The organism is Xanthomonas sp. D-99, assembly GCF_017746145.1.
GTDB classification, from domain to species: Bacteria; Pseudomonadota; Gammaproteobacteria; order Xanthomonadales; family Xanthomonadaceae; genus Xanthomonas; species Xanthomonas cissicola.
Genome location: NZ_JAGHWU010000016.1, coordinates 130,729 through 154,456 on the forward strand (window position 1 = coordinate 130,729; position 23,728 = coordinate 154,456).

Below are 23,728 nucleotides of genomic sequence, written 5' to 3' on the forward strand. Positions count from 1 at the left end.
GGAATCGTCGCCGTGTCCCCTGCAGGCAACATCCCAGGCAGGCGACCGACCGACCGTCACGCAGCCGGGACGGCATCTACTCACCAGGCGCGCAGGATCCGCTGCGAGGTCGCGCCTGTGCTGACCGGTACCCCGCTGCTGCCAGCCACCCCGCCTGGCCCGGTGCTGCTGGCCTATAGCGGCGGGATGGATTCCAGCGTGCTGCTGCATCTGCTGGCGGCGGCGTCGCGCTATCGACACGCAGGTTTGCGCGCGCTGCATGTGCATCATGGGTTGCATGCCGATGCCGACGCCTGGGCGGCGCATTGCCAGCGCACGTGCGACGCGCTGCAGGTGCCGTTGCAGATCGTGCGGGTGCAGGTGGCACGCGACAGCGGGCTTGGGCTGGAAGCGGCAGCACGCAACGCGCGCCACGCGGCTTTCGCGCAGGCCCTCATTGCTGGCGAATGGCTGGCGCTGGCGCATCATCGCGACGACCAGGCGGAAACGTTCCTGCTGCGTGCGCTGCGCGCTTCCGGCCCCGAAGGCCTGGCGGCGATGCGCCCGCAGCGCCCGTTCGCCAGCGGCACGCTGTGGCGCCCGATGCTGGCGCATGCGCGCGCCGATCTGCTCGCCTACGCGCATGCGCACGGATTGCGCTGGATCGATGACCCCAGCAATGCCGATCCACACCACGACCGCAATTTCCTGCGCAGCCAGATCGTGCCGTTGCTGCAGCAACGCTGGCCGCAGGCGACCGACGCACTGGCGCGCAGTGCGCAACTGAGCGCCGATGCCAGTGCGTTGCTGCTGCAGCAAGACATGGCATTGCTGCCAGGTGTGATTACCGCCAGCGGCGCGCTGGATCTGCAAGCATTGCGCGCGCAACCCGTGGAACGAAGGGCACGGCTGTTACGCGCCTGGGTAAGTGCGGCGCACGCGCCGCCGCTGCCTGCGCACGGCGTGGCCGCGCTGGAACAGGAAATCGACAATCATGCTGCAGATCGGCATGCCTGCTTTGCGTGGCAGCAGGTAGAAGTACGCCGCTGGCGCCAGTGCCTGTTTCTGCATCGCGCCGCTGCGGCCTGGCCGTCTGACTGGCACGCGCAATGGGACGGCGCAGCGCCCCTGCAACTCCCCGACGGTGCGCAGTTGCGGTTGCTCGGCGCACCGGGCCTGCGCTTTGCGCAACCGCTGCTGGTGCGGGCCCGCCAGGGCGGCGAGCGCATCGTGCTGCCGCAGCGCAGGCATTCGCACCAACTCAAACATCTGCTGCAGGCGCTGGATCTGCCGCCGTGGGAACGCGGGCGCCTGCCGATCCTGTGGGAAGGCGCGCAGGTGCTCGCCGCCGGCGATTGCATCATTTCCGGCACCTTGAACGCATGGTTGCAGACCAATGCCGCATCGCTGCAGTGGCGCACGGCTGCCGATGCGAATTGACCCGCCTGCGCGCGCGCCGCACACTTTAGCGATGGCCAAGAAGTCCTTGAACGAAACGTCCCCGGTTGCCCGCTTCGAACAGTCGCTGGAAGAACTCGAGCAACTGGTACAGAAGATGGAAGTCGGCGACCTGAGCCTGGAGCAATCGCTCACGGCCTACGAACGCGGCATCGGGTTGTACCGTGATTGCCAGCAGGCGCTGGAACAGGCCGAACTGCGCGTGCGCTTGTTGACCGACCCCGCCCGCCCCGAGCTTGCCGAAGCCTTCGAACCGCCGTCGCTGGACGGCTGAGGTGAGCTCGGCGTTGTTCGACCGCTGGATCGCCCGTACCGAACGCAGCCTGGAGGCCGGCTTGCCGAGCGCCACGCATGCGCCGAAGCGCCTGCATGCAGCGATGCGTCACGCCGTGCTGGGCGGGGGCAAGCGCATGCGCCCGCTGCTGGTCTACGCAAGCGGCGCATTGTTCGGTGCCGCTGAGGATCAGCTCGACACGCCCGCGGTGGCAGTAGAGCTGATTCACGCTTATTCGCTGGTGCACGACGATTTACCGGCGATGGACGACGACGCGCTGCGACGCGGCCAGCCCACCGTGCATATCGCCTTTGACGAGGCCACCGCGATTCTGGCCGGCGATGCCTTGCAGACGCGCGCGTTCGAATTACTCGCCACTGCCCCTGCCAGCGCCGAACTGCGCGTGGGCTGGATGCAGAGCCTGGCCAACGCGGCGGGTGCGGCGGGCATGTGCGGCGGCCAGGCGCTGGATATCGATGCGACCGGGCAACTGCAATCGCTGCAGCACCTGCAACGCATGCATGCGCTCAAGACCGGCGCGTTGATCCGTGCAGCGGTACGGATGGGCGCACTGACCGGAGGCGCCGCGGCGGCCGACCAGCAGCGTCTGGACGAATTTGCCGACGCGCTAGGCCTGGCCTTCCAGGTGCGCGATGACATCCTGGATGTGGAATCGAGCTCGGCGCAGCTGGGCAAGACCGCCGGCAAGGACGCGGCGCAATCCAAATCCACCTACCCCGCCCTGCTGGGGATGGACGGCGCCAAGGCGAAGCTGGCCGAGCTGGCCGCGCGCATGCATGACGTCCTGCAGCCCTACGGGCAACCAGGCGAGACATTGGTCACCTTGGGCCGGTTTGCGGTGAACCGCGCGCACTAGGCGCCGTTGCCAACGCCGCTAAACCGCAGCAAGCGGGGACGGCCGATGCCGAATCGATCTGAAGTTCCTGCGTGTCGCAAAGACGCGCTGGTCGCTCGCGGCCACATCTCGACCATTGGCGACATAAATCAGACGCAAAGGGCATGATTTGCCCACTCCGTGCGCCAGCGCACGGTCAACGCCCGCAGCAGCAGCGGCCAACCAGCCAACTTGATCACACATTGTAACTTTTCTCGCGTGCATTTGTGTCAGCCATTGACACATCCGGAGCTGCAGCACGTGATCGACTTCACATTTAAAGCTGAATTGTCGACATCCGCGATATTTCGACACCGTTCATGTGTTCGATAGGAACAAAAATATTCGCAATTGAATAACTTGTCGCGTTCGCTCGTCCTGCCTAGGTTTGGCTTGCCCGCATCCGCGGACATCCCCCGATCACACGGAGAGTTACTGGTGAAAAACGTTTTTTTCGCATCGTTTGCAGCAGGCACGCTGGCCGTTGTTGGCGTCCTCGGATCGGCGCAGGCGCAGTCTGTGCGCGGCCCGGTTCCATTGACCATCGAACTGTCGCCAGTGGCCGACCAGGCCGGGCGTCATCAGGGCAAGATCGCCGTCACCGTCACCAATAACGGCAGCCAGATCGCGCGCGTGCCGACCTATCAGCTGCCGTTGAAATCACTGGATAACGGCATTCTGGAAGTGAGCCGCGACGGCAAGCCAGTGGATTACACCGGGCGCCTGGTCAAGCGCGGCCTGCCCAAGGCCGCCGACTTCACCATCCTGCAGCCGGGTCAGAGCGTGAAGGGCGAGGTCGATCTGGCCGGCGCCTACGATCTGTCCACCAGCGGCAACTACTCCATCCAGGTGCGCTCGGCGCTGCAGTACGCCTCCTTTTCCGACGGCAGTCTGATGAAAGCGGCCAACGGCGAGCCGGCCGTGGCCACCAGCACCCCGCTCACCGTGTGGCTGGACGGCGTCAGCCGTGGGGTACAGCGCCAGCTTGCAGTCGGCCCGACCGCCGTGGTCAACGGCATCAACTACCTCAACTGCAGCACTACCCGCACCAGTCAGGCCGGCAGTGCAGTGACCGCCGCGCGCAATTACTCGCAGAACGCGCGCAACTACCTCAACGCCGGCAGCACTGGTGCGCGCTACACCACCTGGTTCGGCACCTATAACGCCTCGCGCTACAGCCGGGTGAGCTCGAACTTCGTCAACATCGATAATGCGCTGGACCAGAACAACGGCCAGATCACCATCAATTGCGGTTGCACCGAAAGTGCCTACGCGTACGTCTATGCCAACGCGCCTTACGAGATCTATGTCTGCAATGCGTTCTGGAGTGCATCGACCACCGGCACCGACTCCAAGGCCGGCACGCTGGTACACGAGATGAGTCACTTCACGGTCGTCGCCGGCACCCAGGACCGCGTCTATGGCCAGTCCGGCGCGCGCAGCCTGGCGATCAGCAACCCGGCGCAGGCCATCACCAATGCCGACAGCCATGAGTACTTCGCCGAAAACACCCCGGCGCAGAACTGATCGCTCCATCGCCTGAAACGACAAAGGCCCGGCATCGCTGCCGGGCCTTTGTCGTTTCCATTGCACCAGTTACTTGATCAGACGCAACGCGAACGGGTAACGGTAATGCTCGCCATTGTTGGCCTTGACTGCGGCCAGGATGCACAGCACCAGGTTGGCAATCCACACCAGCGTCGGCAGGAAGAACAGGATGCCGAACGAGACGATGGTCAGAATGACCGCTGCCACGGTGGCAATGAGCACGGTGATCTGGAAATTCAGCGCTTCCTTGGCTTGATCGGTCGCGAATGGCTTGGACGGGCTGGCGTCCTTGCTGATCAACCAGATCACCAAGGCACCGACGAACGAGGTCACGATGCCGAGCAGATGCGCGGCCAGCGCGAGCGTGCGCTCCTCCGACGGACTGCTGGTGCCGACCTGCGGCGGTGGTGGCGGTACGGCGTGCGATTCGAATTCGCTCATCATGTCTCCCCGTGCATGGTTGTGGTGCGGCGGACTATAGCAACGATTCAGCCAGCCACCAGTGCGGAAAGACACGGGCACGCGGTTTGCAGGTTCGAGCGGCTGCTCGTGAGGCGTGCGCCGACACAACAAGCCGCCGCTCGGACACCGGTGAAGCCGGTACAGCCGATGCCGCTCAGCTGTCGCCTGCCACCGTCATGCGGTTGATCAGCACCGAGCCGATCTTGACGTGCGAGCGCGGATCGACATCGCTGCCCACCGCTTCGATGCCGGCGAACATGTCGCGCAGATTGCCGGCGACGGTCAGGCCATCGACCGGATAGGCAATCACGCCATTCTCGATCCAGAAGCCACCGGCCCCGCGCGAATAGTCGCCGGTGACGGGATTGACGCCGTTGCCCATCAATTCGGTGACCAGCAGGCCGCGCGACATGCCGGCAATCATCGACGCCAGATCGCCTGCATTGGCGGTGACCTGCAGGTTGTGCACGCCGCCGGCATTGGCGGTGGTCTGCAGGCCCAACTTGCGTGCCGAATAGCTGCCCAGCACATAGCGCTGCAGCACGCCGTCGGTGATCAGCGCCGAACGCCGCGTCGCCACGCCTTCGCCGTCGAAGGCGGCCGAGCGCAAACCGCGGCGCAGGTGCGGCAACTCTTCGATGTTGAACCAGTCCGGGAACAACTTGCTGCCGACGCTGTCGAGCAGGAAGCTGGCACGGCGATACAGCGCGCCGCCGGAAACCGCACCGAGCAGGTGGCCGACCAGCGAGCGCGCCACTTCCGGTGCGAACAGCACCGGCAACTGGCCGGTGGGCAGCGAACGCGGCTGCAAGCGCGCCACGGTACGCTCGGCGGCATGGCGGCCGATCGCGTCGGGCGCTCCCAGGTCCTCGCGTGCCAGCGCACTGCTGTACCAGCCGTCGCGCTGCATGCCGTCGCCCTGGCCGGCGATCAGCGCGCAGCTGATCGAATGATGGGTACCGCGCTCGCGGCCGATGAAGCCGTGCGAATTGGCGTACACCGACAGGCTGAGCCCGGTGCTGGCCGAGGCGCCGTCGGAGTTGCTGATGCGCGCATCGGCATCGCGTCCGGCGGTTTCGCAGGCCAGCGCCAGATCCACGGCGGTGTCGGCGTCCAGCGCCCACGGGTGCCAGCTATCCAGCTCGGGGAACTCGCGCGCCATCAACTCCGGGTCGGCCAGGCCGGCGGCCACGTCGTCCTCGGTGAAACGGGCGATCGCGCAGGCCTGCGCCACGGTGGACTCCAGGCTGGAATCCTGCAGGTCGGCGGTACTGGCACTGCCCTTGCGCTTGCCGAAGTAGACCGTGACCGCAATGCCACGATCGCGGGTGGATTCGACCGTCTCCACATCGCCCAGCCGCACATTGACGTCCAGGCCGCGCTCTTCGCTGCAGCTCACTTCGGCCTGCGTGGCGCCGGCCGCACGCGCGCGCTCGAGCAGGCGCTGGGAGATGTCGCTAAGCGCGTCCAGGCGCTGCAGGCTGTCGTCGGTGACGCGGATTTCGGAGGAGAGTGCGTTCAATGCTTTATCCTTGGAAACGCGGATCCGTCCGCGAAAGCCCGGCTGTCCATGACCGGAGTGTTTGAATTCGGTGCGGAGTTGTTCCGCCGACGCCCGGCCGTTCGAGGCCGGAGATGTTTATCAACCAAGTTTCGGGATGTGGTGGCAATGCGCGGACGCGATGAAGAGACCGGTGAATTTCGCGGCGCCAGCCGCAGCCAGCAGCGGCGCGAGGCGCTGGAGATTTTCGACCTGGGCGAAAAGCTGGTGGCGCTGACCCCGGCGCAGTTGGCCAAGTTGCCGGTGCCCGAATCGCTGATCCCGCATATCGAAGAGAGCAAGCGGATCACCTCGCATATCGCGCACAAGCGGCAACTGGCGTTTCTGGCCAAGCACATGCGCCGCGAGGACGAGCAGACCCTGGCCGCGATCCGCGATGCGCTGGACGCCAACAGCGACACCGCGCGCCGCGAAGTGGCGGCGATCCACCGGGTCGAGCGCTGGCGCGAACGCCTGCTCGCAGAAGGCGACGGGGCGCTGGCCGAACTGCTGGAAGCCTACCCGGCTGCCGACCGCCAGCAACTGCGTCAGCTGGTACGCAACGCGATCCACGAACGTGCCAAAAACAAGCCCCCGCGCGCCTACCGCGAACTGTTCCAGGTGCTGCGCGAGCTGTCCCAAGAGCAGGGATTGGAGAGTGGGGATTCGGGATTGGACGACGACCAGGATCCGGGAGACGACGAATAGGACCTGGCGGCCGCAGTCGTGGAGCCGCTCAACCAGCGCCTCCGCCGCAGCCAACCGCGGCAGCCAGCGTCCAACGTCAGCCGCCTGGGTAGGCGACACCTGAGCGCCGAGGACGCTGCGCGCCTCTACCGCCGCGCTTCCCGATGCTCTGACCTCCAATCGCGGTTCCGAGACCGACGCAGCACACGTCACGGCCACGTGCGCCCCGCTCCTGACCGTTACGAATCCCGATTCCCGATTCCCGATTCCCCGCATCTCAGGCCTGCGTTCCGCCAACCGTGATGCCGTCGATCAACAGCGACGGCTGACCGACGCCGACCGGCACGCTCTGCCCGTCCTTGCCGCAGACGCCCACGCCTTCGTCCAATGCCAGGTCGTTGCCGATCATGCGCACCTTCTGCATGGTCTCCGGGCCATTGCCGATCAGGGTGGCGCCCTTGACCGGCGCGGTGACCTTGCCGTCTTCGATCAGGTAGGCCTCGGTGGCCGAAAACACATATTTGCCGCTGGTGATGTCGACCTGGCCGCCACCGAAGTTCACCGCGTAGATGCCCTTCTTGACCGAGCGGATCATCTCTTCCGGGTCGTGCTGGCCAGCACGCATGTAGGTATTGGTCATGCGCGGCATGGTCAGGTGCGCGAACGATTCGCGGCGGCCGTTGCCGGTGGGCGCAACCCCCATCAGGCGCGCGTTGTGGCTGTCCTGCATGTAACCCACCAGCACGCCGTCTTCGATCAGCGTGGTGCACTGGCTGGGCGTGCCTTCGTCATCGATATTGAGCGAGCCGCGACGGCCGTCCAGGGTGCCGTCATCGACGATGGTCACGCCCGGCGAGGCCACGCGCTCGCCGATGCGCCCGGCGTAGACGCTGGTGCCCTTGCGGTTGAAGTCGCCTTCCAGGCCGTGCCCCACCGCCTCGTGCAACAGCACGCCGGGCCAGCCCGGGCCAAGCACCACCGGCATCACACCGGCCGGCGCCGGGATCGCGTCCAGATTCACCAGCGCCTGGCGCAGTGCTTCGCGCGCGAAGCCTTCCGGGCGGCCGTCGGCAAACAGGTCGGCATAGCCATAACGCCCGCCGCCGCCGGAATAACCGGATTCGCGCCGGCCGCCCTGTTCGACGATCACCTGCACATTCAAGCGCACCAGCGGGCGCACGTCCGCTGCCAGCACGCCGTCGCTGCGGGCGATCAGCACCGTGTCCACGCCGCCGGACAGGCTCACCATCACCTGCTTGACGCGCGGGTCGGCAGCGCGCAGGAACTGGTCGATCCGACGCAGCAGGTCCACCTTGGTGGCGCTGTCCATGTCGTCGATGGGATCGGTGGCCGGGTACAGCGCACGGCCATTGCCGCGCACCAGCGAGCGGGTGGATTGCGCGCCGCCCTCGCGCGAGATCGCGCGCGCGGACTGTGCAGCTTCGAGCAGCGCATCGCGATGGATATCGTCGGAATAGGCGAAGCCGGTTTTCTCGCCAGCGATTGCGCGCACGCCCACGCCTTGTTCGATGGAATGCGCACCGTCCTTGACGATGCCGTCTTCCACGCTCCAGCTCTCGCGCCGCGAATGCTGGAAATACAGATCGCCGAAGTCGATGCCCGGGCCCAGCAGGGCGCCGAAGGTGCGGTCGAGATGGCCGGCGTCCAGGCCGGAGGGGAGCAGCAGCCGGGTTTCGGCCAGAGTGAGAGCGTTATCTGTCATGTGGTCAGGATGGGGCCCGCGCGCCGGGGAGACAAGTCGTTCGGCTGAACATGCGCGCAGCTATCATCGCCAGCCAGTTCTTCACGATCGCCCGCGCATGAAGCTCATCGCCCACGTCCTGGACGGCCACACGCTGGACATCCGCCCTGCCCCGCACGAGCGCGCGTGGATGGACGCCACCGACCAGCGCTACGCCTACCGCTGCCTGCCGCTGGCGATCGCCAATGCGCACGGCTGGGAGCTGCTGTGCCAGTCCGGTTTCGAGGCCAGTTGGGACGGCAGCGACGCGCTGGCGGCGATTACCATCAGCGCCGATGCAGACACGCAGGCACCGGCGATCAGCCACTTCGGCTATGGCGTGCTGACCTTCCACGTACCGTGCCTGTTCCGCACCGATACCGGCATCGACCTGTTCGTCACCGGGCCCCTGAACCGGCCCAAGGACGGCATCGGCGCGCTCAGCGGCATGGTGGAAACCGACTGGAGCCCGCATACCTTCACCATGAACTGGCGCTTCACCCGGCCCGGGCGGGTGCGCTTCGAGGCGGGCGAGCCGTTCTGTCATCTGTTCCCGCTGCAGCGACAGTTGATCGAGCAGGTGCGGCCGCAGTGGAAGCCGCTGTCCGAAGCGCCGCAGCTGGCGCAGCAACACGCCGACTGGACCCAAAGCCGCACGCGCTTTCTCGATGACCTGCCCGATGCGCAATCGGCCGCGGCGCGCGACAAATGGCAGCGTGGCTACTTTCTTGGCGTGGCTGCACCCGCGCAGCCGCCAGTGCCGGGGCATCGGTCGCGACTGCGCTTGCCGATGTTTACCCGTGCCGGCAGCGAGGACACGCCCGCACAGTGAGGCCGACGGACTCCGTCAGCGCTGCGTCGGATCGGTCTTGCCGGACTTGCCGGAGGGTGCGGCCGGTTTGCTCGGCGGCCGCTCGCGCGCCTCGCGCTCCACCACGTCCACCTGCGGGTCTTTCCACGGCCCGGTGACGTGATAGGTCTTGGCACCGATGGCACCGAGCGGTTTGCCGAGCACTGCGTTGGCCGCTGCGCCGACGGCGGCACCCACCGGGCCACCGGCCACTGCGCCGACCACCGTCAGCAGGTTGCCGGCCTTGGGGTTCACGTCCACGGTCTGGTCGAAGGTCTGCGCGCGCAGGTCGGTCTGGCCGCGGATCGCGATGTCGGCAGCCGGGCCTTCGATGCGGATGGCATCGGTGCGCGCGAAGCCCTCGCCGAAGCGCACCTCGCCGGCCAGCTTGTTGAAGGCCAGACCCTTGGAGAAGAAATCGCGGAAGTCGAACATCAACCGGCGCGGCAGCTGCGCCACGCTCAGCAGGCCAAGCACGCGGCCGGCGCCCGGGTCCACTTCCAGCAACTGGCCGTTGCGCACATCGACCTTGAGGTTGCCGTCCAGCGACCCGAGCGCGAAACCGGTTGGTGAGCCCTGCCAGCCGGCGTTGAGCTCCAGTTGCCCTTCGCCGCCGCGCAGTTGGCCGCCCAGGGTGAGGTTCTGCAGCAGATTGCCCAGGTTGCGGCTGTCCACGCGCGCCGACAGGCGCGTGCTGGCCGCCTCGCCCTTGCCGCGCCAGGCCCCGGTGAGGCCGATGTTCTGATCGTCCGAGCGCAGCTGCAGCTGATCCACCTGCATGCCATCGGTGAGCCGGCTGCTGCGCAGGCTGGCCGCGCCGAAAGTCATCTTGCCGATCTGCAGATCGTCGATATCCAATGCCAGCGGGGGGATCGACACCGGGTCGAATTCGGCCACTGCACGACGCGCGGGCTCCGGCAACGCGCCTGCCAATGGGTCGCCAGGTTCGGGCGCTGCCGGTTCGGCAGACGCCTCCACCGGCTGCCAGTGCACAGTCTTCAACCTGCCCTGCACCGTTGCGCCGTCGGCATTTGGAACGGTGAGCTGGCCGGCCAGCGAGGGGCCGTCCAGCGTCACCGCCACGGTATCGCGGGTGGGGCGCAGACGCAGACGCGTCTGCGGGAACACCCCGCCGATCATCAGCAACCGGTCTGCCTGCACATCCACCTGCTGCAACGGCATCGGGTCTTTGCTGGGCACGGCCGGCTGGCCGGGCAACGGTGGCATGTCGGCGTCGCCGCTGCTGCCGCGCGCCAGGCTGATCCAGTCGATCGCATCCAGCGACGCGGCGCGGCCAGTGACCACCAGCCCGTTGGCGGGCGGCCGTTCGGTGACGGTATCGGTGCCCATCACCACACGCACGCCGGTCTGCGCGCCATGGCTGCTGGCCTTGAGCGCCACCAGCTTGCCGAACCCCACATCGATGTCGCCATCGCCCAGCGGCAGCGCAACCTTGACCCGGGTGTCCAGTGGCTCGCTGGCTGCCTTGTCCAACGGTGCGGGCAGATCCAGCGTGGTGCCGACCAGATTGGAGCGCAGCGTCAGTACCGCGTTCGCATCGGTCTGTCCCGGCGGCGGCAGCGGCACATCCACGCCCACCTGCCAGGGCGCACTGCCATGCACGTACGGGCGCAGCCATTCCATCTGGGGTGCACGATCGAACAGTTCCTTGGCATCCAGGGTGGCGCCAAGACGTGCTTCGAAGGCTTGCTTGGGGTCCTGCACCAACCCGCCAGCGCGCAACGACAATTCGCCGCTGCGGCCTTCGTGCTGCACGCTCAACCGCTCGGCGGCAAAGCCGGTGTCGCGATACTCGGCCTGCCCGCTGACCTGATCGAAGGCCAGATCCCAACGCGCGTCGGCCAGCCTGGCGCCCTGCAGGGCCACCGTGCCCTGCAGGTGCCCACCGACGCCATGCGTCCGCAAGGGACGCAGCAGGTCGAAGGTCACGGCGGCCGGACCGGATACGGTGAGATTGCGCAAGGTGTCGCCATAGCGCCGCTCCAGCGGACTCTTGCGCAGCATGCCGAGCAATTGCGCCGCATCGGCCTGCGTGGAGGCGCGGACGTAGAGTTCGGAGGTGGCAAAGCTGGGAATGCCCGCTTCCAGCTGCGCGATCGGGGTACCGGCAAGATCACCCTGCCCGTGCAGCGAGAAGCCGTTGCCGATGAAGCTCAGGTTGGCCTGGACCTGCTCCATCGCCGGCCAGTCCGGCTGGAAGCGGATCACGCCATCGCGGATCTGCCCGAACGCTTCGAAGCGCCCGTCGTTGTTGTCGAACGGCCAATCGTCCAGATCGCCGCTGACCAGGCCAGTGCCGCCGGTGACGGTGCCGCCGGCTACGGCCATGTCGAGCCAGTCGATGGCGGCCTGGCTCATCTTGGAGCGGATCCAGAACTTGCGCGCCACCGGCAGCGCCACATCGTCCAGCTGGGCCGCCAGCTGCATGCGCGGGCGGCTGCCATCGCCCTGGAACCACAGCCCGCCACGCACGTTGGCGCCGTAATCCTTGCCCTGCACACGCAGCGCCGGGGTGGCGACCTGCCAGCCAGCGCCTTCGCGCCAGCCGACGATCTTGCCGGCCAGTTGGATCTCGTGCACCACGCCAAAGCCGGTCGGCCAATCGAAACGCAGCGTGGCGTCGGGTGCGGGGTCCAGCTCGACGCCCTGCGCATCGCCATCGATGGTGCCGCGCAGGCCACTGATGCCAGGCGCATTGCCCACCGGCAAAAACCCCAGCTCTTCGATCTGGCCCTGCGCGCGCAGTGCGCCGCCCGGCTCGCCGGCGACCCGCAGGTCGGCCACGCGCAGCTGCGGTTTGGACAGGCTCAGCCAGCGCCGCAAGGCCGGCGACAACTGCTCGCTCAGGGCGGCCGCTGCGATCAGGCCCGAGGCATCCACATGCCTGCCCATCACCGCGTAGCGGCGCCCGCCGGCAATGCTCAGCCCGTCCAGGTGCTGCAGTTGCGCCGCCTGGCCCAGGCGCAGTAGCGGCGCGTCCACGCGCCAGCCGCCATCGATGGTCTGCCAGCGCGCACGCGCCTGCAGCCGTTCCCAGGTGAGCGTGCGCCGCGCGGTCTCGTCCGGCAGCGCGGCCCCGGACAGGCGTAGCTGCTGCAAGTCGACATCCACGCTCACCGCAGCGATCCGGCGTGCGCGCAGTTGCGCCCAGGCCTGCAAGCGCCCCCCACCGCCATCCACGCGCATGCCGCCGAACTGCAGCAACGACGCCCAGGTGGACAGGTCGGCCGGATCGGCTTGCACATAGGCGCTGCCGTCGCCGCTGTCGCGATCGAATTCCAGCACCGCCGTCAGCGGCGCGCGCTTGAGATCGATCCAGCTACGGCTGCCCACTTTCACGGTCGAGCCGCTGACGCGCAGGCGCAGGTCGATGCGCGGCAGCGTGGTGTCCAGGCCGATCGAAGGCGCGGCCACATGCAGGCGCGCTTCGGCCAGCTGGATCTCGCCAAGCCGGCGCAGCGCATCCAGCGGATCGGAGTTCCCGCCGCTGGGCATGCCCTGGACCGACCACACGCCGTCGTCGCTCCGCTGCAAGGTCAGCGCCAGGCCACGCAGGCGTATTTCGGTCAGCGAATGGCCCGGCAGCAACCCGGCGTACATCGCCAGCAGCACCTCGGCCTGGCCAATGCGCACCTCGCCGTGCGGACCGATGCGCAACCCATCCAGCCGCAGCAGCGGACCGCGCCGGGTCCATTCGGTTTGCAGCCGATCGAACGCAATCGGCTGACCGGCACGCTGGCTCAGCCACTGCGCAATCTGCTGCGGATGTTCCTCGGCCAACGGCAGCGCCTGGCTGGCCGCGCCCACCAGCAACGCGACCGCCACCAGCGCAAGCGCGCAGGCAGTGATCGCATAGCGGCGAAACAGACGGAGACGGCGGCGCAGCGGGGTGGGCATCAGGAGCGGGGATTGGGCATTGGGGATTCGGGATTGGTTACAGCGTGTCCGAGCACGGTAACGTCAACGCTCCTGCTGGCCGCACATCATGACGGGGCCGGCTTTTACAAATCCCGAATCCCGAATCCCGAATCCCGAATCCCGAATCCCGATTCCCCGACTCACAGCAACACCACATCGAACTGCTCCTGCAGATACTGGTCGTCGGACTGGAAGCGGATGCTCTTGCCGAGGAACTCCTCCAGCTCGGCGACGGCTGCCGATTCCTCATCGGTGATGCGCGCGACCACCTTGGACGAGGCGATCACCAGCAGGCGCGCGGCATCGAACTGGCGCACGGCGCGGGTGATCTCGCGGAAGATTTCGTAGGTCACCGTTTCGGCGGTCTTGATGGTGCCTCGTCCGCCGCACTGGCCGCAGGTTTCCGAGAGCTGGCGCTCCAGGCTTTCGACGGTGCGCTTGCGGGTCATCTCCACCAGGCCCAACGGCGAGAACTCGTACACGGTGGTCTTGGCGTGATCGCGCGCCAGCGCTTTCTCCAAGGTGCGCAGCACCTGCCGGCGGTGCTCGGGGTCGTCCATGTCGATGAAGTCGATGATGATGATGCCGCCCAGGTTGCGCAGGCGCAGTTGCCGCGCCACCGCCTGCGCGGCTTCCAGGTTGGTGCGGAAGACGGTTTCTTCGAGATTGCGCTGACCGACGAACGAGCCGGTATTGACGTCGATGGTGGTCATCGCCTCGGTCTGGTCGATCACCAGATAGCCGCCGGATTTGAGCGGCACCTGCTTGTTCAGCGCGCGCCCGATTTCGTCCTCGACGCCGTACAGGTCGAAGATCGGGCGGTCGCCGGTGTACAGCTCCAGCCGCTCGGCCAGCACCGGCATGTACTTGGCCACGAAGGCCTGCAGTTGCACGAAGGTCTCGTTGGAATCGACCTTGACCTTTTCCACGTCGCGGCGGATCAGGTCGCGCACCGCACGCAGCGGCAGGCTCAGGTCTTCGTAGATGATGCTGCACGGCGGCGCTTCGCGGCCGCGGCGCTCCACCACGTTCCAGACCCGCGACAGGTAGGCGATGTCCTCGGCCAGTGCCTCGGCCGGCTGGCCTTCGGCATTGGTGCGGATGATGTAGCCGAAGCCGCCATGCTGGGCCGAGACCTCGCTGACGATGGTCTTCAGGCGCAGCCGCTCGGCTTCGTCTTCGATGCGCGCCGACACCCCAACGACCTTGGACTGCGGCAGCAGCACCAGATAGCGCGAAGGAATGCTGATCTGCGTGGTCAACCGCGCACCCTTGGTGCCGATCGGATCCTTGACCACCTGCACCACGATCTCCTGGCCGTCGCGCAGCAGCTCCACGATCGGCACCGACGCCGGCGGCGGCGGCGGGATCGGGGTCTCTTCGGTATCGACCACGCTGGCCGGCGCCGGTGCCAGACGGACCACGTCATTGGCGTGCAGGAACGCGGCACGCTCCAGCCCCACTTCGACGAAGGCAGCCTGCATGCCCGGCATCACCCGCTGCACCTTGCCCTTGTAGATATTGCCCACCACCCCCCGCCGCCAGCCGCGCTCGATATGCAACTCCTGCAGCATGCCGTTCTCGATCACCGCCACACGGGTCTCGCGCGGGGTGACGTTGACCAAAATCTCTTCCGACATCTAATGCGCTCCGAAGGCTGTGAGCAATTGCGAGGTGTGGTGCAGCGGCAATCCCATCACGCCGGAATAGCTTCCGGACAGATGGCGGATGAAGCGTTCGGCGCGGCCCTGAATCGCATAGGCGCCGGCCTTGCCCATCGGCTCGCCGCAGGCGACGTAGGCGGCGATCTGCGCCTCATCGAGGGTGTCGAAGGTGACCTGCGACACCACCAATGCCTGCGCCGGCGCGCGCTGCGCGCAGACTAGAACCACCGCCGTGAGCACCTGGTGGGTGCGCCCGGACAACTCACGCAGCATGGCGATGGCATCGTCCACATCGAGCGGCTTGCCGAACACCCGCTCGCCCAGCACCACTTCGGTATCGGAACCCAGCACGATGGCGTCGGGGTCGGCGGCCTGTACCAGCGCCAGCCCGGCGTGGGCCTTCTCCAACGCGACGCGCTGCACGTACTGGTCGGGCGATTCATCGGCTGCGCGCAGCTCGGGCACATCCAGTTGCAATGTCTGGAACGGCACATCCAGGCGTTGCAGGAGTTCTTGTCGGCGCGGCGAACGGGAAGCGAGATAGAGCATCCGTCCAGCATACCTGTTGCCCGCACTCGCCCGCTTGCCTGGTGAACGCGCACACCGTTGCCGACGGCGTGGTCGTGCTCGACTCACAACATATTCATCGACCTGCCAACACGCTCGCCACACAGACAAGGAGATCTCATGCGTACCCATCTCAAGCCGTTGTTGCTGGCCCTGTCCATCGCTGCCGGAACCGCCATGACTGCCCACGCCCAACCTGCGTCGAGCTATACCATTCCCAGCGACGGCACCCTGCTCAACGTGTCGGCCGAGGCCGAGGCCAAGCGTGTGCCGGACATCGCCACGCTCTCTGCCGGGGTGGTCACCCAGGCCGCCGACGGCAATGCCGCCATGCGCCAGAATGCCGAGCAGATGAGCAAGGTCATGGCCGCCGTCAAGGCCGCCGGCATCGCCGACAAAGACGTGCAAACCAGCGGCATCAATCTAAGCCCGCAGTACACCTACAAAGAGAACGAAGCGCCCAGGATCAACGGCTACCAGGCCAGCAACACGGTCAGCCTCAAGGTGCGCGACATCACGCGCCTGGGCAAGGTGCTGGACGCCCTGGTCGCGCAAGGCGCCAACGACATCAACGGCCCCAGTTTTTCGATCGACCAACCCGAGCCGGTCTACGACGAAGCCCGCATTGCCGCACTGAAGAAGGCCCAGGCGCGCGCCGACACTTATGCAAAATCGCTTGGGCTGAAGGTGCGCCGCATCGTCAGCATCTCCGAGGGCCGCAGCGGCGGCGCGGTCCGCCCGATGATGATGGCCGCCTCGATGCGCTCGGCCAAGGCCGAGATGGACACCCCGGTCGCCCCCGGCGAGAGCACCTTGTCGATCAACCTGGATGTGACGTTCGAACTGGGGCGCTGACCGGGTAGCCCTTCAAGCCCCACGTGTTGCGTTTGCACTGCCCTCCTCGGAGGGCAGTGTCGTTTGCACGCTTGGTAGAGCGCGCTTCACTTCTGGCCGCCGCCAGTTGCTGGTAATCATCAGTGACTGGCGGCCAGCCAGATTTCCCTAAAAACCAAAAAAAATGCCTGGCTGCAAGTGCCCAGAGTCATGACGACTTGGCCTGAATACGCGTTTTTGATTGTTTGTGCTTAAAAAAATATGAAATTTAGCGAAATTATTCTTTAAGCAGGCGCGACCGCTCTCTAGCATCGATTGTCAGCGCACCGTCATCTTCGTGACGGCGCCCATCTGGAGAGCGATAGAGATGACCAGCCACGCCGCGCGGCAACGCCGCCCGTTTCGTTCCACGTCGCCTGCGCGCTATGGCCGCATCAGCATGCTTGCGCTTGCCCTGAGCGGCGCCGTCGGCATGCTCGCCGCCGGCACCGCGGCCGCGCAAAGCACTACCGCCGGCATCTACGGAAGCGCGCCGGCCAGTGCAGGCGCCACGGTCACCGCGCAGAGCGACACCGGTTTGACGCGCACTGCAACCGTCGATGCCAATGGCCGTTATGCCATCGGCAACCTTCCGGTGGGCACCTACACCGTCACCCTGCAGCGCGAAGGCCAGGCCGCCGAGACCCGCAAGAACATCGCGCTACGCGTCGGCGCCGGCACCGATGTGTCCTTCGGCAGCAGCAATGCGTCCGACGAGACTGCCACCCTTGGCACCATCACGGTGACCGGCAAGAACATCTCGCCGGTGGACGTCTCCGCCACTGCTTCACGTACCGTCATCACGGCCGAGCAATTGCAACGCCTGCCACTGGCGCGCTCGGGCGAAGCGATCGCGCTGTTGTCGCCCGGCGCGGTGCAAGGCAGCGGCTATTTCGGCAACGCCATTTCCTTCGGCGGCGCCGGCGTTACCGAAAACGCCTACTACCTCAATGGCTATCTCAGCTCCAATCCGCTGACCAACATCGGCGGGATCACCCTGCCGTTTGGTGCCATCGATCAGCAGGAAACTTATACCGGCGGCTATAGCGCCCGCTACGGCCGCTCGGCCGGGGGCGTGCTCAGCCAGGTCGGCAAGCGTGGCACCAACGATTGGCATTTTGGCGCGCAGGCCTTGTGGCGTCCGAAGTCGCTGTCCAGCGACTACAAAAATGTCTTCTACCCCGATACCGCACCGCCTGCCGGCTATGAGTACAGCGATGAAAGCCTGCCCGGCACGCTTTACCGCAGCCGAAAGGACGACACCTTCTGGAACACGGTCTACAGCGTCTACGCCGGCGGCCCGCTGGTCGAAGACCGCCTGTTCGTGTTCGTTGCCGCAGAGCAGGAACGCACCGAAGGCGTTTCCACTGCACGCCGGGACGACCCGGTCATCGGCCGCAACAACTATCGCATCGATGAGCCGAAGGTCTACGCCAAGATCGACTGGAACATCAACGACAGCAATATTCTCGAACTGACCGGCGTCAAGAACAATTCTCGCGAAGGCGGTGCTTATACCGATTTCAACGGATACCCGGACGTTGTCAGCGACGCCAACGGCGCATTCGCCGATACGGTCAAGGTCAACGACCGCTACTACATCGGCAAGTACACCAGCTATATCACCGACGATCTGACACTGAGCGCCACTTACGGCAAGAGCCGCCAGACCGACTTCCGCAACAACCCCAGCACCGCACCGCTGCTGACCAACACCAATCTGCAGGACCCGGCCATCACCGGTGGCAGCGAGATCCGCAACAACCAGACCTCCAGCCAGGCACGCGACGGCGAAAACAAGACGCGCGGCCTGCGCATCGATCTGGAGTACGTGCTGGGCAGCCACACCCTGACCGCAGGTGTGGACAACATGTATTTCAATGCCGACAACGAGGGCGTCATCACCACGGGGCCAGGCTACCGCTGGATCTATGGCCGCTCTTCCCGCCCCACCTCGCCCATCAGCGCTGCGCTGGGCGTGGGTCCGGCAGGTGGCAACGGCTATTACGTGTATCGCTCGGTGTTCAATACGGCGACCAGCATGTCAGTCGCGCAGAAGGCTTACTTCCTCGAGGACAAGTGGCAAGTCAACGACAAGCTGCTGCTGACATTGGGTATCCGCAACGACAAGTTCACCAACTTCAACGATGTGGGCGAGGCTTACGTGACCAGTGGCGACCAATGGGCGCCACGCCTGGGACTGAGCTGGGATGTGTTCGGCGACTCGTCGCTGAAGGTCTACGGCAACGCAGGTCGCTATTACCTGGCGTTGCCCAACAGCGTGGCCATCCGTGGCGCATCGCCGTCCACTTTCACGCGCGAATACTTCACCTACTCCGGCATCGATGCGCAAGGCAGCCCGACCGGGCTGACGCCGGTCGCAGTGGATCCATCGGCCGGGTTCTCCTGTTCGGGCAACATCGTGTCGTCCAATCTGGAATGCGGCCAGGCACCGGATGCGGCCGGCATCGCCGCCACCGACCTGAAGTCGATGTACCAGGACGAGTTCATGCTCGGCTTCGACAAGACCCTGGGCGAGAGTTGGGTCACCGGCGCCAAGGCTACCTACCGCACGCTCGGCGCCACCATCGACGACGTCTGCGATGCGGACCGCATGCGGACAAAGTTGACGGCATCGGGCGTGGACCCGAGCACCGTCAACGTGCCTGGTTGCATCATCTTCAATCCCGGCGAAACCAATTCCTTCAGCCTCGCCAATCTCGACGGCTCGGGCCGCACCTCGGTGACGATGTCGCCCTCGGACTGGGGCTTCGACAAGAAGGCCAAGCGCACGTACCTGGCGGTGGACCTGTTCCTGCAGCATCCATTCGACGGTAAGTGGGAAGGCCGTATCGATTACACCTGGTCGCGCAACTTCGGCAATACCGAGGGCCAGGTGAAATCCGATATCGGGCAGACCGATGTGTCCAAGACCCAGGATTGGGACGCTGCTGCGCTGATGTGGTACTCGGGCGGGTATCTGGCCAACGATCGCCGCCATCAGATCAAGCTTTACGGCTCCTATCAGATCGCACCCGAATGGCTGATCGCGGGCAATATCCGCATCCTGTCCGGCACCCCGAAATCCTGCCTGGGATATGTGAGCATCAACGGCATCAGCGAAGATTCCGATGCCGGCGATCCGGTGGGCTATGGTTCTTCGTACCACACCTGCAATGGCCAACCGTCGCGTCCAGGCGATGCCGGCCGATTGCCGTGGACCAAGATCGTCGACCTGGGCCTGACCTATCGCCCGGCGTTCGCGGACAACAAGCTCGCCATGACCTTGCAGGCCTTCAACATCTTCAACGAGCGCAAGCCGCTGCAGGTGGATTCGACCTGGGAGGATAGTGCCTTCACGCTGTCCAATACCTACGGAATGGGGCTTTATTTCACCCAGCCGCGTTACGCCATGTTCTCCGTGTCGTACGACTACTGACGCACTCTCCCGTCAGCGTCGTTTCCCCAGCCCTGCAAAGGGCTGGGCTTTTCTTGCATCCACGCCCAGCTTCGGCTGGGCGTTTCGTTTGCGCGGACGATTGCCGCGGCTGACCCATGCGACACACGTGAGCGGCGAGGTATCGCCGAGCATCACAAGGATGACGCGTGCCGCGTTGACGGTTCGGCGCAAGCACGCAATCTTGCGTGGCGCTTGTGCGGTCGCTATCGCTGCGGTAAACCTACGCCACCGGACGGTGATGTGCATCCGGGTCGCGCTGGTCCTTTCCGCAGTTCCGTTCTGGAGGTGGATGATGGTTCGCACGCAATCGCAGGTTTCTTCCCGTCCCCTTGGCATCGACCCCTCGCGCGTTCTGGCGATGAGCACGGCCGTGGCATTGCACCTCCTGGCGGGCGGGTTGTTGTTGATTCCGCTCTCGCACCGGGCCATTCCACAGCAGACCGCGCCAAAAGAGCGCTGGCTCATGCCGGTCAGCATCCCGACGCCACCACCCCCGCTGGCGTTTCCAGTCGAAGTCACGTTCACGCCGAAAACGCATTCACCGACCAAGACGCTCCAGGCGCCGGTACAGACTCCGATGGTCACTGAAACATCCCTGGTCGACAGCGCACCGTCTGCCGTTGCCGCAACGGTCTCCGACGTCGTTGCAGACAGTACCCCGACTACCACCACCGACCCCAGTGGACCGATCGAAGCAGGCCAATTGCAGTATCTGAGTTCGCCAGCGCCGAGCTATCCGACGGCCGCACTGCGCGCAGGTCAGCAGGGCACGGTCCTGCTGCGCGTACTGGTCGGCACCGATGGGCGTCCGGCCGAAGTCAGCGTGCAGACCAGCAGTGGTCATCGCATGCTCGACCTGGCCGCGCGTAGCCAGGTGCTGCGCAACTGGCGCTTCCAGCCGGCGATGCAGAACGGTCAGGCCGTGCAGGCCTATGGTCTGGTGCCGGTGAGTTTCTCGCTGAATTGAGCGGACCGGATGCGGCGGCCTGCAACCGCAGCCGCCGCATCGCTATGGCTCTGCACACACGGTTCGTTAGCCGCGCTTATGCGCGGTGATACGGATGGTTGGCCAGCATCGCCGCGGCGCGATACAGCTGCTCGGCGACGATCAGGCGCACCAGCATGTGCGGCAGGGTGAGCGGGCCGATCGACCAGCTTTCGCTGGCGCTCTTCAGCACCTCCGCCGCATGGCCTTCCGGGCCGCCGATGAGAAACGCCAGGTCGCGGCCCTGCCCGCGCCAATGCTCCATGCGCTGGGCAAGCTGTTCGGAACTGAGCGGGCGCCCCGGCACATCAAGCGCCACCACATAGGCATTTTTCGGCAGCGCAGCGAGCACGCGGCGGCCTTCGTCGTCGGTCGCGCGCTGCGCATCGCGGCCCTTGCCGCGCAGGCCGGGTTCGATCTCGACCAGCTCCAGCGGCATCCAGTGCGAAAGACGTTTTTGATATTCGGCAAAACCTTGCGCCACCCAGCTCGGTGCGCGCTCGCCGGTGGCGATGAGTCGGCATTTCATGGCGACATGATATCCGCGTCACAGCCCGGGCAGTCCGCGGCCATTTGTCACTGCGTGTCATGGTGTGGTTACAGCTGGCAATTAGTGTCGCCCGACCACCCAGCCACGCAGGAGTCGTTCGATGCCGATTTTCGATCCCGCCCGCCGCCAGGTTCTCAAGGGCAGTGCTGCCGTCATGGCCGCCGGCGCCCTTGGCAGCTTGAGCGCGTTGCAGTCGCGCCAGGCCCAGGCCGCCACCTCGCACTCCACGCAACTTGCACCGGTCCCGAGCCGGTACGGCCCACTCGCCCCGGTCGCCGACCAGAGCACCGGTTTGCCGCTGCTGCAGCTGCCACAGGGTTTCAGCTATCGCTCGTTCGGCTGGAGCGGCGACCGCATGGACGACGGCCAGCCCTGCCCCGACCGGCATGACGGCATGGCCGTGGTCGGCCTGCGCCGACCCGACTGGCGTCCCGGTAGCGACCCGCTGCGCGGCCTGGAATATGTGCTGATCCGCAACCACGAACGCGGCGCGGGCAGCGCGTTCCGCGCCCCGGCGATGTACGACACCGGCACCCTCAGCGGCACCCAGCAGGCCGGCGGCGGTACCACCACCCTGAGTTATGGCCGGCGCGGCTGGGGCAGCCTGGAGCCGAGCCTGGGCGGCACGCTGGTCAACTGCGCCGGCGGCCCTACGCCATGGGGCACCTGGCTGAGCTGCGAAGAGATCAAGACCAATGCGGTCTCCAGCACCGGCCGCAAGCATGGCTATGTGTTCGAGGTGGACCCGGACAGCCACCGCACCACCGGCCGCCCGCTGGTGGGACTTGGCCGTTTCAGCCACGAAGCGGTGGCGGTCGATCCGCGCACCGGCATCGTCTATCTCACCGAAGACGACCGCAACAAGGCCGGCCTGTATCGCTTCATTCCCAACGACCGCCGCGGCCGTCATGGTTCACTGGAAAACGACGGCCGGCTGCAGGCCGCGCGCGTGCGCGGGCGCCGCAATGCCGACCTCACCGTGGCCAGCATCGGCCAGCAATTCCAGCTCGAATGGGTGGATGTCTCCGACCCCGACCTGGACAGCATCGCCGCACCAACCGGCTTTGCCGACATCGGCGCCAACGACACCCTGAGCGGCCCGTTCGCACAGGCCTGGGCCGATGGCGCGCTGCGCATGAGCCGCGGCGAAGGCATCTGGTACAGCTACGGCAAGATGTTCATCGTCGACACCAGCACCGGCGTGGATGCGCAGGGTCGCCGCGGTTACGGCAACGGTGCGGTGTGGGTGCTGGACCTGTTTACCCAACGCCTGAGCGCGCTGTTCGTCAGCGGCAATCAGCTGGCCGCGCACAATCCGGACAACGTGACGGTGAGTGCGCGCGGCGGCGTGGTGTTGTGCGAAGACGGCGGCGAAAGCCCGGACGAGTACGGCCCCGGCGCGCGTCTGCTCGGCCTGACGCGCAACGGCGAGTCGTTCTATCTGGCCAAGAACAATGTGCAGCTGACCTCACAGCAGATTGCCGATGCCGGCAAGACCATTGCCGAAGGCGACTACCGCGACACCGAGTTCTGCGGCGCGTGCTGGGACCCGTTGGCGCGCACCTTGTTCGTCAACATCCAGACGCCGGGCATCACCCTGGCCATCACCGGGCCGTGGGAACGCGGACCGCTGTAAGTGCGTGGCGCTACGCGCCGGCGGTGCGCATGCCCCAAACAGCGCGTGGCAGGGAATGCATGACGCCGGCCGATTGCGCAGCGTACGCCCCAAACGACAACGGCGCCCAAGGGCGCCGTTATTGTCTCTGCACGCCTACGGCGCACCTGCGCAGACTCAGCGCAGTTCGTCGGACTCGTCTTCGTCGGACGGGCGTTGATCGCCCACGGTCCACAGACGCTCCAGTGCATAGAACTCGCGCACGCGCGGCAGCATCACATGCACCACCACATCGCCCAGGTCGACCAGCACCCATTCGGCTTCGCGCTCGCCTTCCACGCCCAGCGGCATCACGTCCAGACGCTTGGCGAACTTGACCACTTCGTCAGCGATCGACTTGACGTGGCGGGTCGAGGTGCCCGAGACCACCACCATGTAGTCGCAGACGCTGGACTTGCCGCGCACATCGATCTCGACCACGTCCTTGGCTTTGAGTTCTTCGACAGCCTCGCGCACGGTAGCCAACAGGGCCGGCACGGACGGCGGCGGGTTCGGAAGGGAGGTCTTGATGACTTGGGCTTGGCTGGTCAAAGCGGCAACTCGATGGAATTGGCGTGAATTATAGGCCGGTCCGGCCGGAC

Annotated in this window: 18 protein-coding genes; 10 read left to right on the forward strand and 8 right to left on the reverse strand. The window is 66.1% G+C overall.

Going from position 1 to position 23,728, the window contains the following annotated elements; all coding sequences use genetic code 11:
* Nucleotides 1-117 precede the first annotated feature (117 nt).
* From tilS to J7360_RS07700, 4 genes are all read left to right on the forward strand, one after another.
* Nucleotides 118-1,419: a tRNA lysidine(34) synthetase TilS gene (tilS, locus tag J7360_RS07685; RefSeq protein WP_057659838.1), complete on the forward strand. Its 1,302-nt coding sequence runs from the start codon at nucleotides 118-120 to the stop codon at nucleotides 1,417-1,419.
* 31 nt (nucleotides 1,420-1,450) lie between these two features.
* Nucleotides 1,451-1,711, forward strand: a complete 261-nt coding sequence (locus tag J7360_RS07690) for an exodeoxyribonuclease VII small subunit (protein ID WP_003486852.1) — start codon at nucleotides 1,451-1,453, stop codon at nucleotides 1,709-1,711.
* 1 nt (nucleotide 1,712) lies between these two features.
* The gene (locus J7360_RS07695; protein ID WP_209033593.1) at nucleotides 1,713-2,588 is read left to right on the forward strand and encodes a farnesyl diphosphate synthase; all 876 of its coding nucleotides are present in this window, start codon (nucleotides 1,713-1,715) and stop codon (nucleotides 2,586-2,588) included.
* A gap of 456 nt (nucleotides 2,589-3,044) precedes the next feature.
* The gene (locus tag J7360_RS07700) at nucleotides 3,045-4,133 is read left to right on the forward strand and encodes a M35 family metallo-endopeptidase (protein ID WP_057659842.1); all 1,089 of its coding nucleotides are present in this window, start codon (nucleotides 3,045-3,047) and stop codon (nucleotides 4,131-4,133) included.
* Nucleotides 4,134-4,202: 69 nt separating this feature from the next.
* Here J7360_RS07700 and J7360_RS07705 read toward each other — a convergent pair whose 3' ends face one another.
* Nucleotides 4,203-4,670: a DUF4870 domain-containing protein gene (locus tag J7360_RS07705; RefSeq protein WP_057659844.1), complete on the reverse strand. Its 468-nt coding sequence runs from the start codon at nucleotides 4,668-4,670 to the stop codon at nucleotides 4,203-4,205.
* 100 nt (nucleotides 4,671-4,770) lie between these two features.
* Nucleotides 4,771-6,138, reverse strand: coding sequence for a metalloprotease PmbA (gene pmbA, locus J7360_RS07710; protein ID WP_209033595.1), 1,368 nt, complete (start codon nucleotides 6,136-6,138; stop codon nucleotides 4,771-4,773).
* Between the two features lie 147 nt (nucleotides 6,139-6,285).
* Here pmbA and yjgA point away from each other — a divergent pair, with 147 nt between their 5' ends.
* On the forward strand, nucleotides 6,286-6,864 hold the full coding sequence (yjgA, locus tag J7360_RS07715) for a ribosome biogenesis factor YjgA (RefSeq protein WP_042675330.1): 579 nt from the start codon (nucleotides 6,286-6,288) through the stop codon (nucleotides 6,862-6,864).
* Nucleotides 6,865-7,120: 256 nt separating this feature from the next.
* On the opposite strand, the gene tldD is transcribed toward yjgA, so the two are convergent.
* Nucleotides 7,121-8,566 (reverse strand): metalloprotease TldD, encoded by a 1,446-nt coding sequence (tldD, locus tag J7360_RS07720; protein ID WP_007964783.1) that lies wholly within the window; start codon nucleotides 8,564-8,566, stop codon nucleotides 7,121-7,123.
* Between the two features lie 97 nt (nucleotides 8,567-8,663).
* On the opposite strand from tldD, the gene J7360_RS07725 reads away from it, so the two are divergent.
* Complete coding sequence (locus J7360_RS07725) at nucleotides 8,664-9,416, forward strand: DUF6065 family protein (RefSeq protein WP_057659848.1); 753 nt, start codon at nucleotides 8,664-8,666, stop codon at nucleotides 9,414-9,416.
* Between the two features lie 15 nt (nucleotides 9,417-9,431).
* Here the strand turns inward: J7360_RS07725 and J7360_RS07730 are convergent, their stop codons facing one another.
* From J7360_RS07730 to J7360_RS07740, 3 genes are all read right to left on the reverse strand, one after another.
* Entirely contained in the window at nucleotides 9,432-13,352 is a 3,921-nt protein-coding gene (locus J7360_RS07730; protein ID WP_209033597.1) for a YhdP family protein, read from the reverse strand.
* A 161-nt stretch (nucleotides 13,353-13,513) separates the two neighbouring features.
* Nucleotides 13,514-15,013 (reverse strand): ribonuclease G, encoded by a 1,500-nt coding sequence (rng, locus tag J7360_RS07735; protein WP_007972600.1) that lies wholly within the window; start codon nucleotides 15,011-15,013, stop codon nucleotides 13,514-13,516.
* Complete coding sequence (locus J7360_RS07740; RefSeq protein ID WP_209033599.1) at nucleotides 15,014-15,586, reverse strand: Maf-like protein; 573 nt, start codon at nucleotides 15,584-15,586, stop codon at nucleotides 15,014-15,016.
* Between the two features lie 138 nt (nucleotides 15,587-15,724).
* Here J7360_RS07740 and J7360_RS07745 point away from each other — a divergent pair, with 138 nt between their 5' ends.
* From J7360_RS07745 to J7360_RS07755, 3 genes are all read left to right on the forward strand, one after another.
* A complete protein-coding gene (locus J7360_RS07745; RefSeq protein WP_007964795.1) occupies nucleotides 15,725-16,459 on the forward strand; it encodes an SIMPL domain-containing protein in 735 nt (244 codons plus the stop codon).
* A gap of 346 nt (nucleotides 16,460-16,805) precedes the next feature.
* Nucleotides 16,806-19,916 carry a TonB-dependent receptor gene (locus J7360_RS07750; protein ID WP_209033601.1) on the forward strand — a complete coding sequence of 1,037 codons (3,111 nt, stop codon included), beginning with the start codon at nucleotides 16,806-16,808 and terminating at the stop codon, nucleotides 19,914-19,916.
* 310 nt (nucleotides 19,917-20,226) lie between these two features.
* Nucleotides 20,227-20,904 (forward strand): energy transducer TonB, encoded by a 678-nt coding sequence (locus J7360_RS07755; RefSeq protein WP_057659858.1) that lies wholly within the window; start codon nucleotides 20,227-20,229, stop codon nucleotides 20,902-20,904.
* Nucleotides 20,905-20,980: 76 nt separating this feature from the next.
* On the opposite strand, the gene rlmH is transcribed toward J7360_RS07755, so the two are convergent.
* Nucleotides 20,981-21,451, reverse strand: a complete 471-nt coding sequence (rlmH, locus tag J7360_RS07760; RefSeq protein ID WP_003486825.1) for a 23S rRNA (pseudouridine(1915)-N(3))-methyltransferase RlmH — start codon at nucleotides 21,449-21,451, stop codon at nucleotides 20,981-20,983.
* 121 nt (nucleotides 21,452-21,572) lie between these two features.
* Here rlmH and J7360_RS07765 point away from each other — a divergent pair, with 121 nt between their 5' ends.
* Complete coding sequence (locus J7360_RS07765; RefSeq protein WP_209033603.1) at nucleotides 21,573-23,108, forward strand: alkaline phosphatase PhoX; 1,536 nt, start codon at nucleotides 21,573-21,575, stop codon at nucleotides 23,106-23,108.
* 156 nt (nucleotides 23,109-23,264) lie between these two features.
* Here the strand turns inward: J7360_RS07765 and rsfS are convergent, their stop codons facing one another.
* Entirely contained in the window at nucleotides 23,265-23,678 is a 414-nt protein-coding gene (rsfS, locus tag J7360_RS07770; RefSeq protein ID WP_005912943.1) for a ribosome silencing factor, read from the reverse strand.
* Nucleotides 23,679-23,728: the final 50 nt, after the last annotated feature.

What these genes read in the sequence shown, in the direction of transcription:
- J7360_RS07755 (WP_057659858.1), top strand. Translation starts at nt 20,227, where the DNA reads ATGATGGTTCGCACGCAATCGCAGGTTTCTTCCCGTCCCCTTGGCATC.
- rlmH (WP_003486825.1), bottom strand. Translation starts at nt 21,451, where the DNA reads ATGAAATGCCGACTCATCGCCACCGGCGAGCGCGCACCGAGCTGGGTG.
- J7360_RS07745 (WP_007964795.1), top strand. Translation starts at nt 15,725, where the DNA reads ATGCGTACCCATCTCAAGCCGTTGTTGCTGGCCCTGTCCATCGCTGCC.
- rng (WP_007972600.1), bottom strand. Translation starts at nt 15,013, where the DNA reads ATGTCGGAAGAGATTTTGGTCAACGTCACCCCGCGCGAGACCCGTGTG.
- J7360_RS07740 (WP_209033599.1), bottom strand. Translation starts at nt 15,586, where the DNA reads ATGCTCTATCTCGCTTCCCGTTCGCCGCGCCGACAAGAACTCCTGCAA.
- J7360_RS07725 (WP_057659848.1), top strand. Translation starts at nt 8,664, where the DNA reads ATGAAGCTCATCGCCCACGTCCTGGACGGCCACACGCTGGACATCCGC.
- tldD (WP_007964783.1), bottom strand. Translation starts at nt 8,566, where the DNA reads ATGACAGATAACGCTCTCACTCTGGCCGAAACCCGGCTGCTGCTCCCC.
- J7360_RS07765 (WP_209033603.1), top strand. Translation starts at nt 21,573, where the DNA reads ATGCCGATTTTCGATCCCGCCCGCCGCCAGGTTCTCAAGGGCAGTGCT.
- J7360_RS07690 (WP_003486852.1), top strand. Translation starts at nt 1,451, where the DNA reads ATGGCCAAGAAGTCCTTGAACGAAACGTCCCCGGTTGCCCGCTTCGAA.
- J7360_RS07730 (WP_209033597.1), bottom strand. Translation starts at nt 13,352, where the DNA reads ATGCCCACCCCGCTGCGCCGCCGTCTCCGTCTGTTTCGCCGCTATGCG.
- yjgA (WP_042675330.1), top strand. Translation starts at nt 6,286, where the DNA reads ATGCGCGGACGCGATGAAGAGACCGGTGAATTTCGCGGCGCCAGCCGC.
- J7360_RS07750 (WP_209033601.1), top strand. Translation starts at nt 16,806, where the DNA reads ATGACCAGCCACGCCGCGCGGCAACGCCGCCCGTTTCGTTCCACGTCG.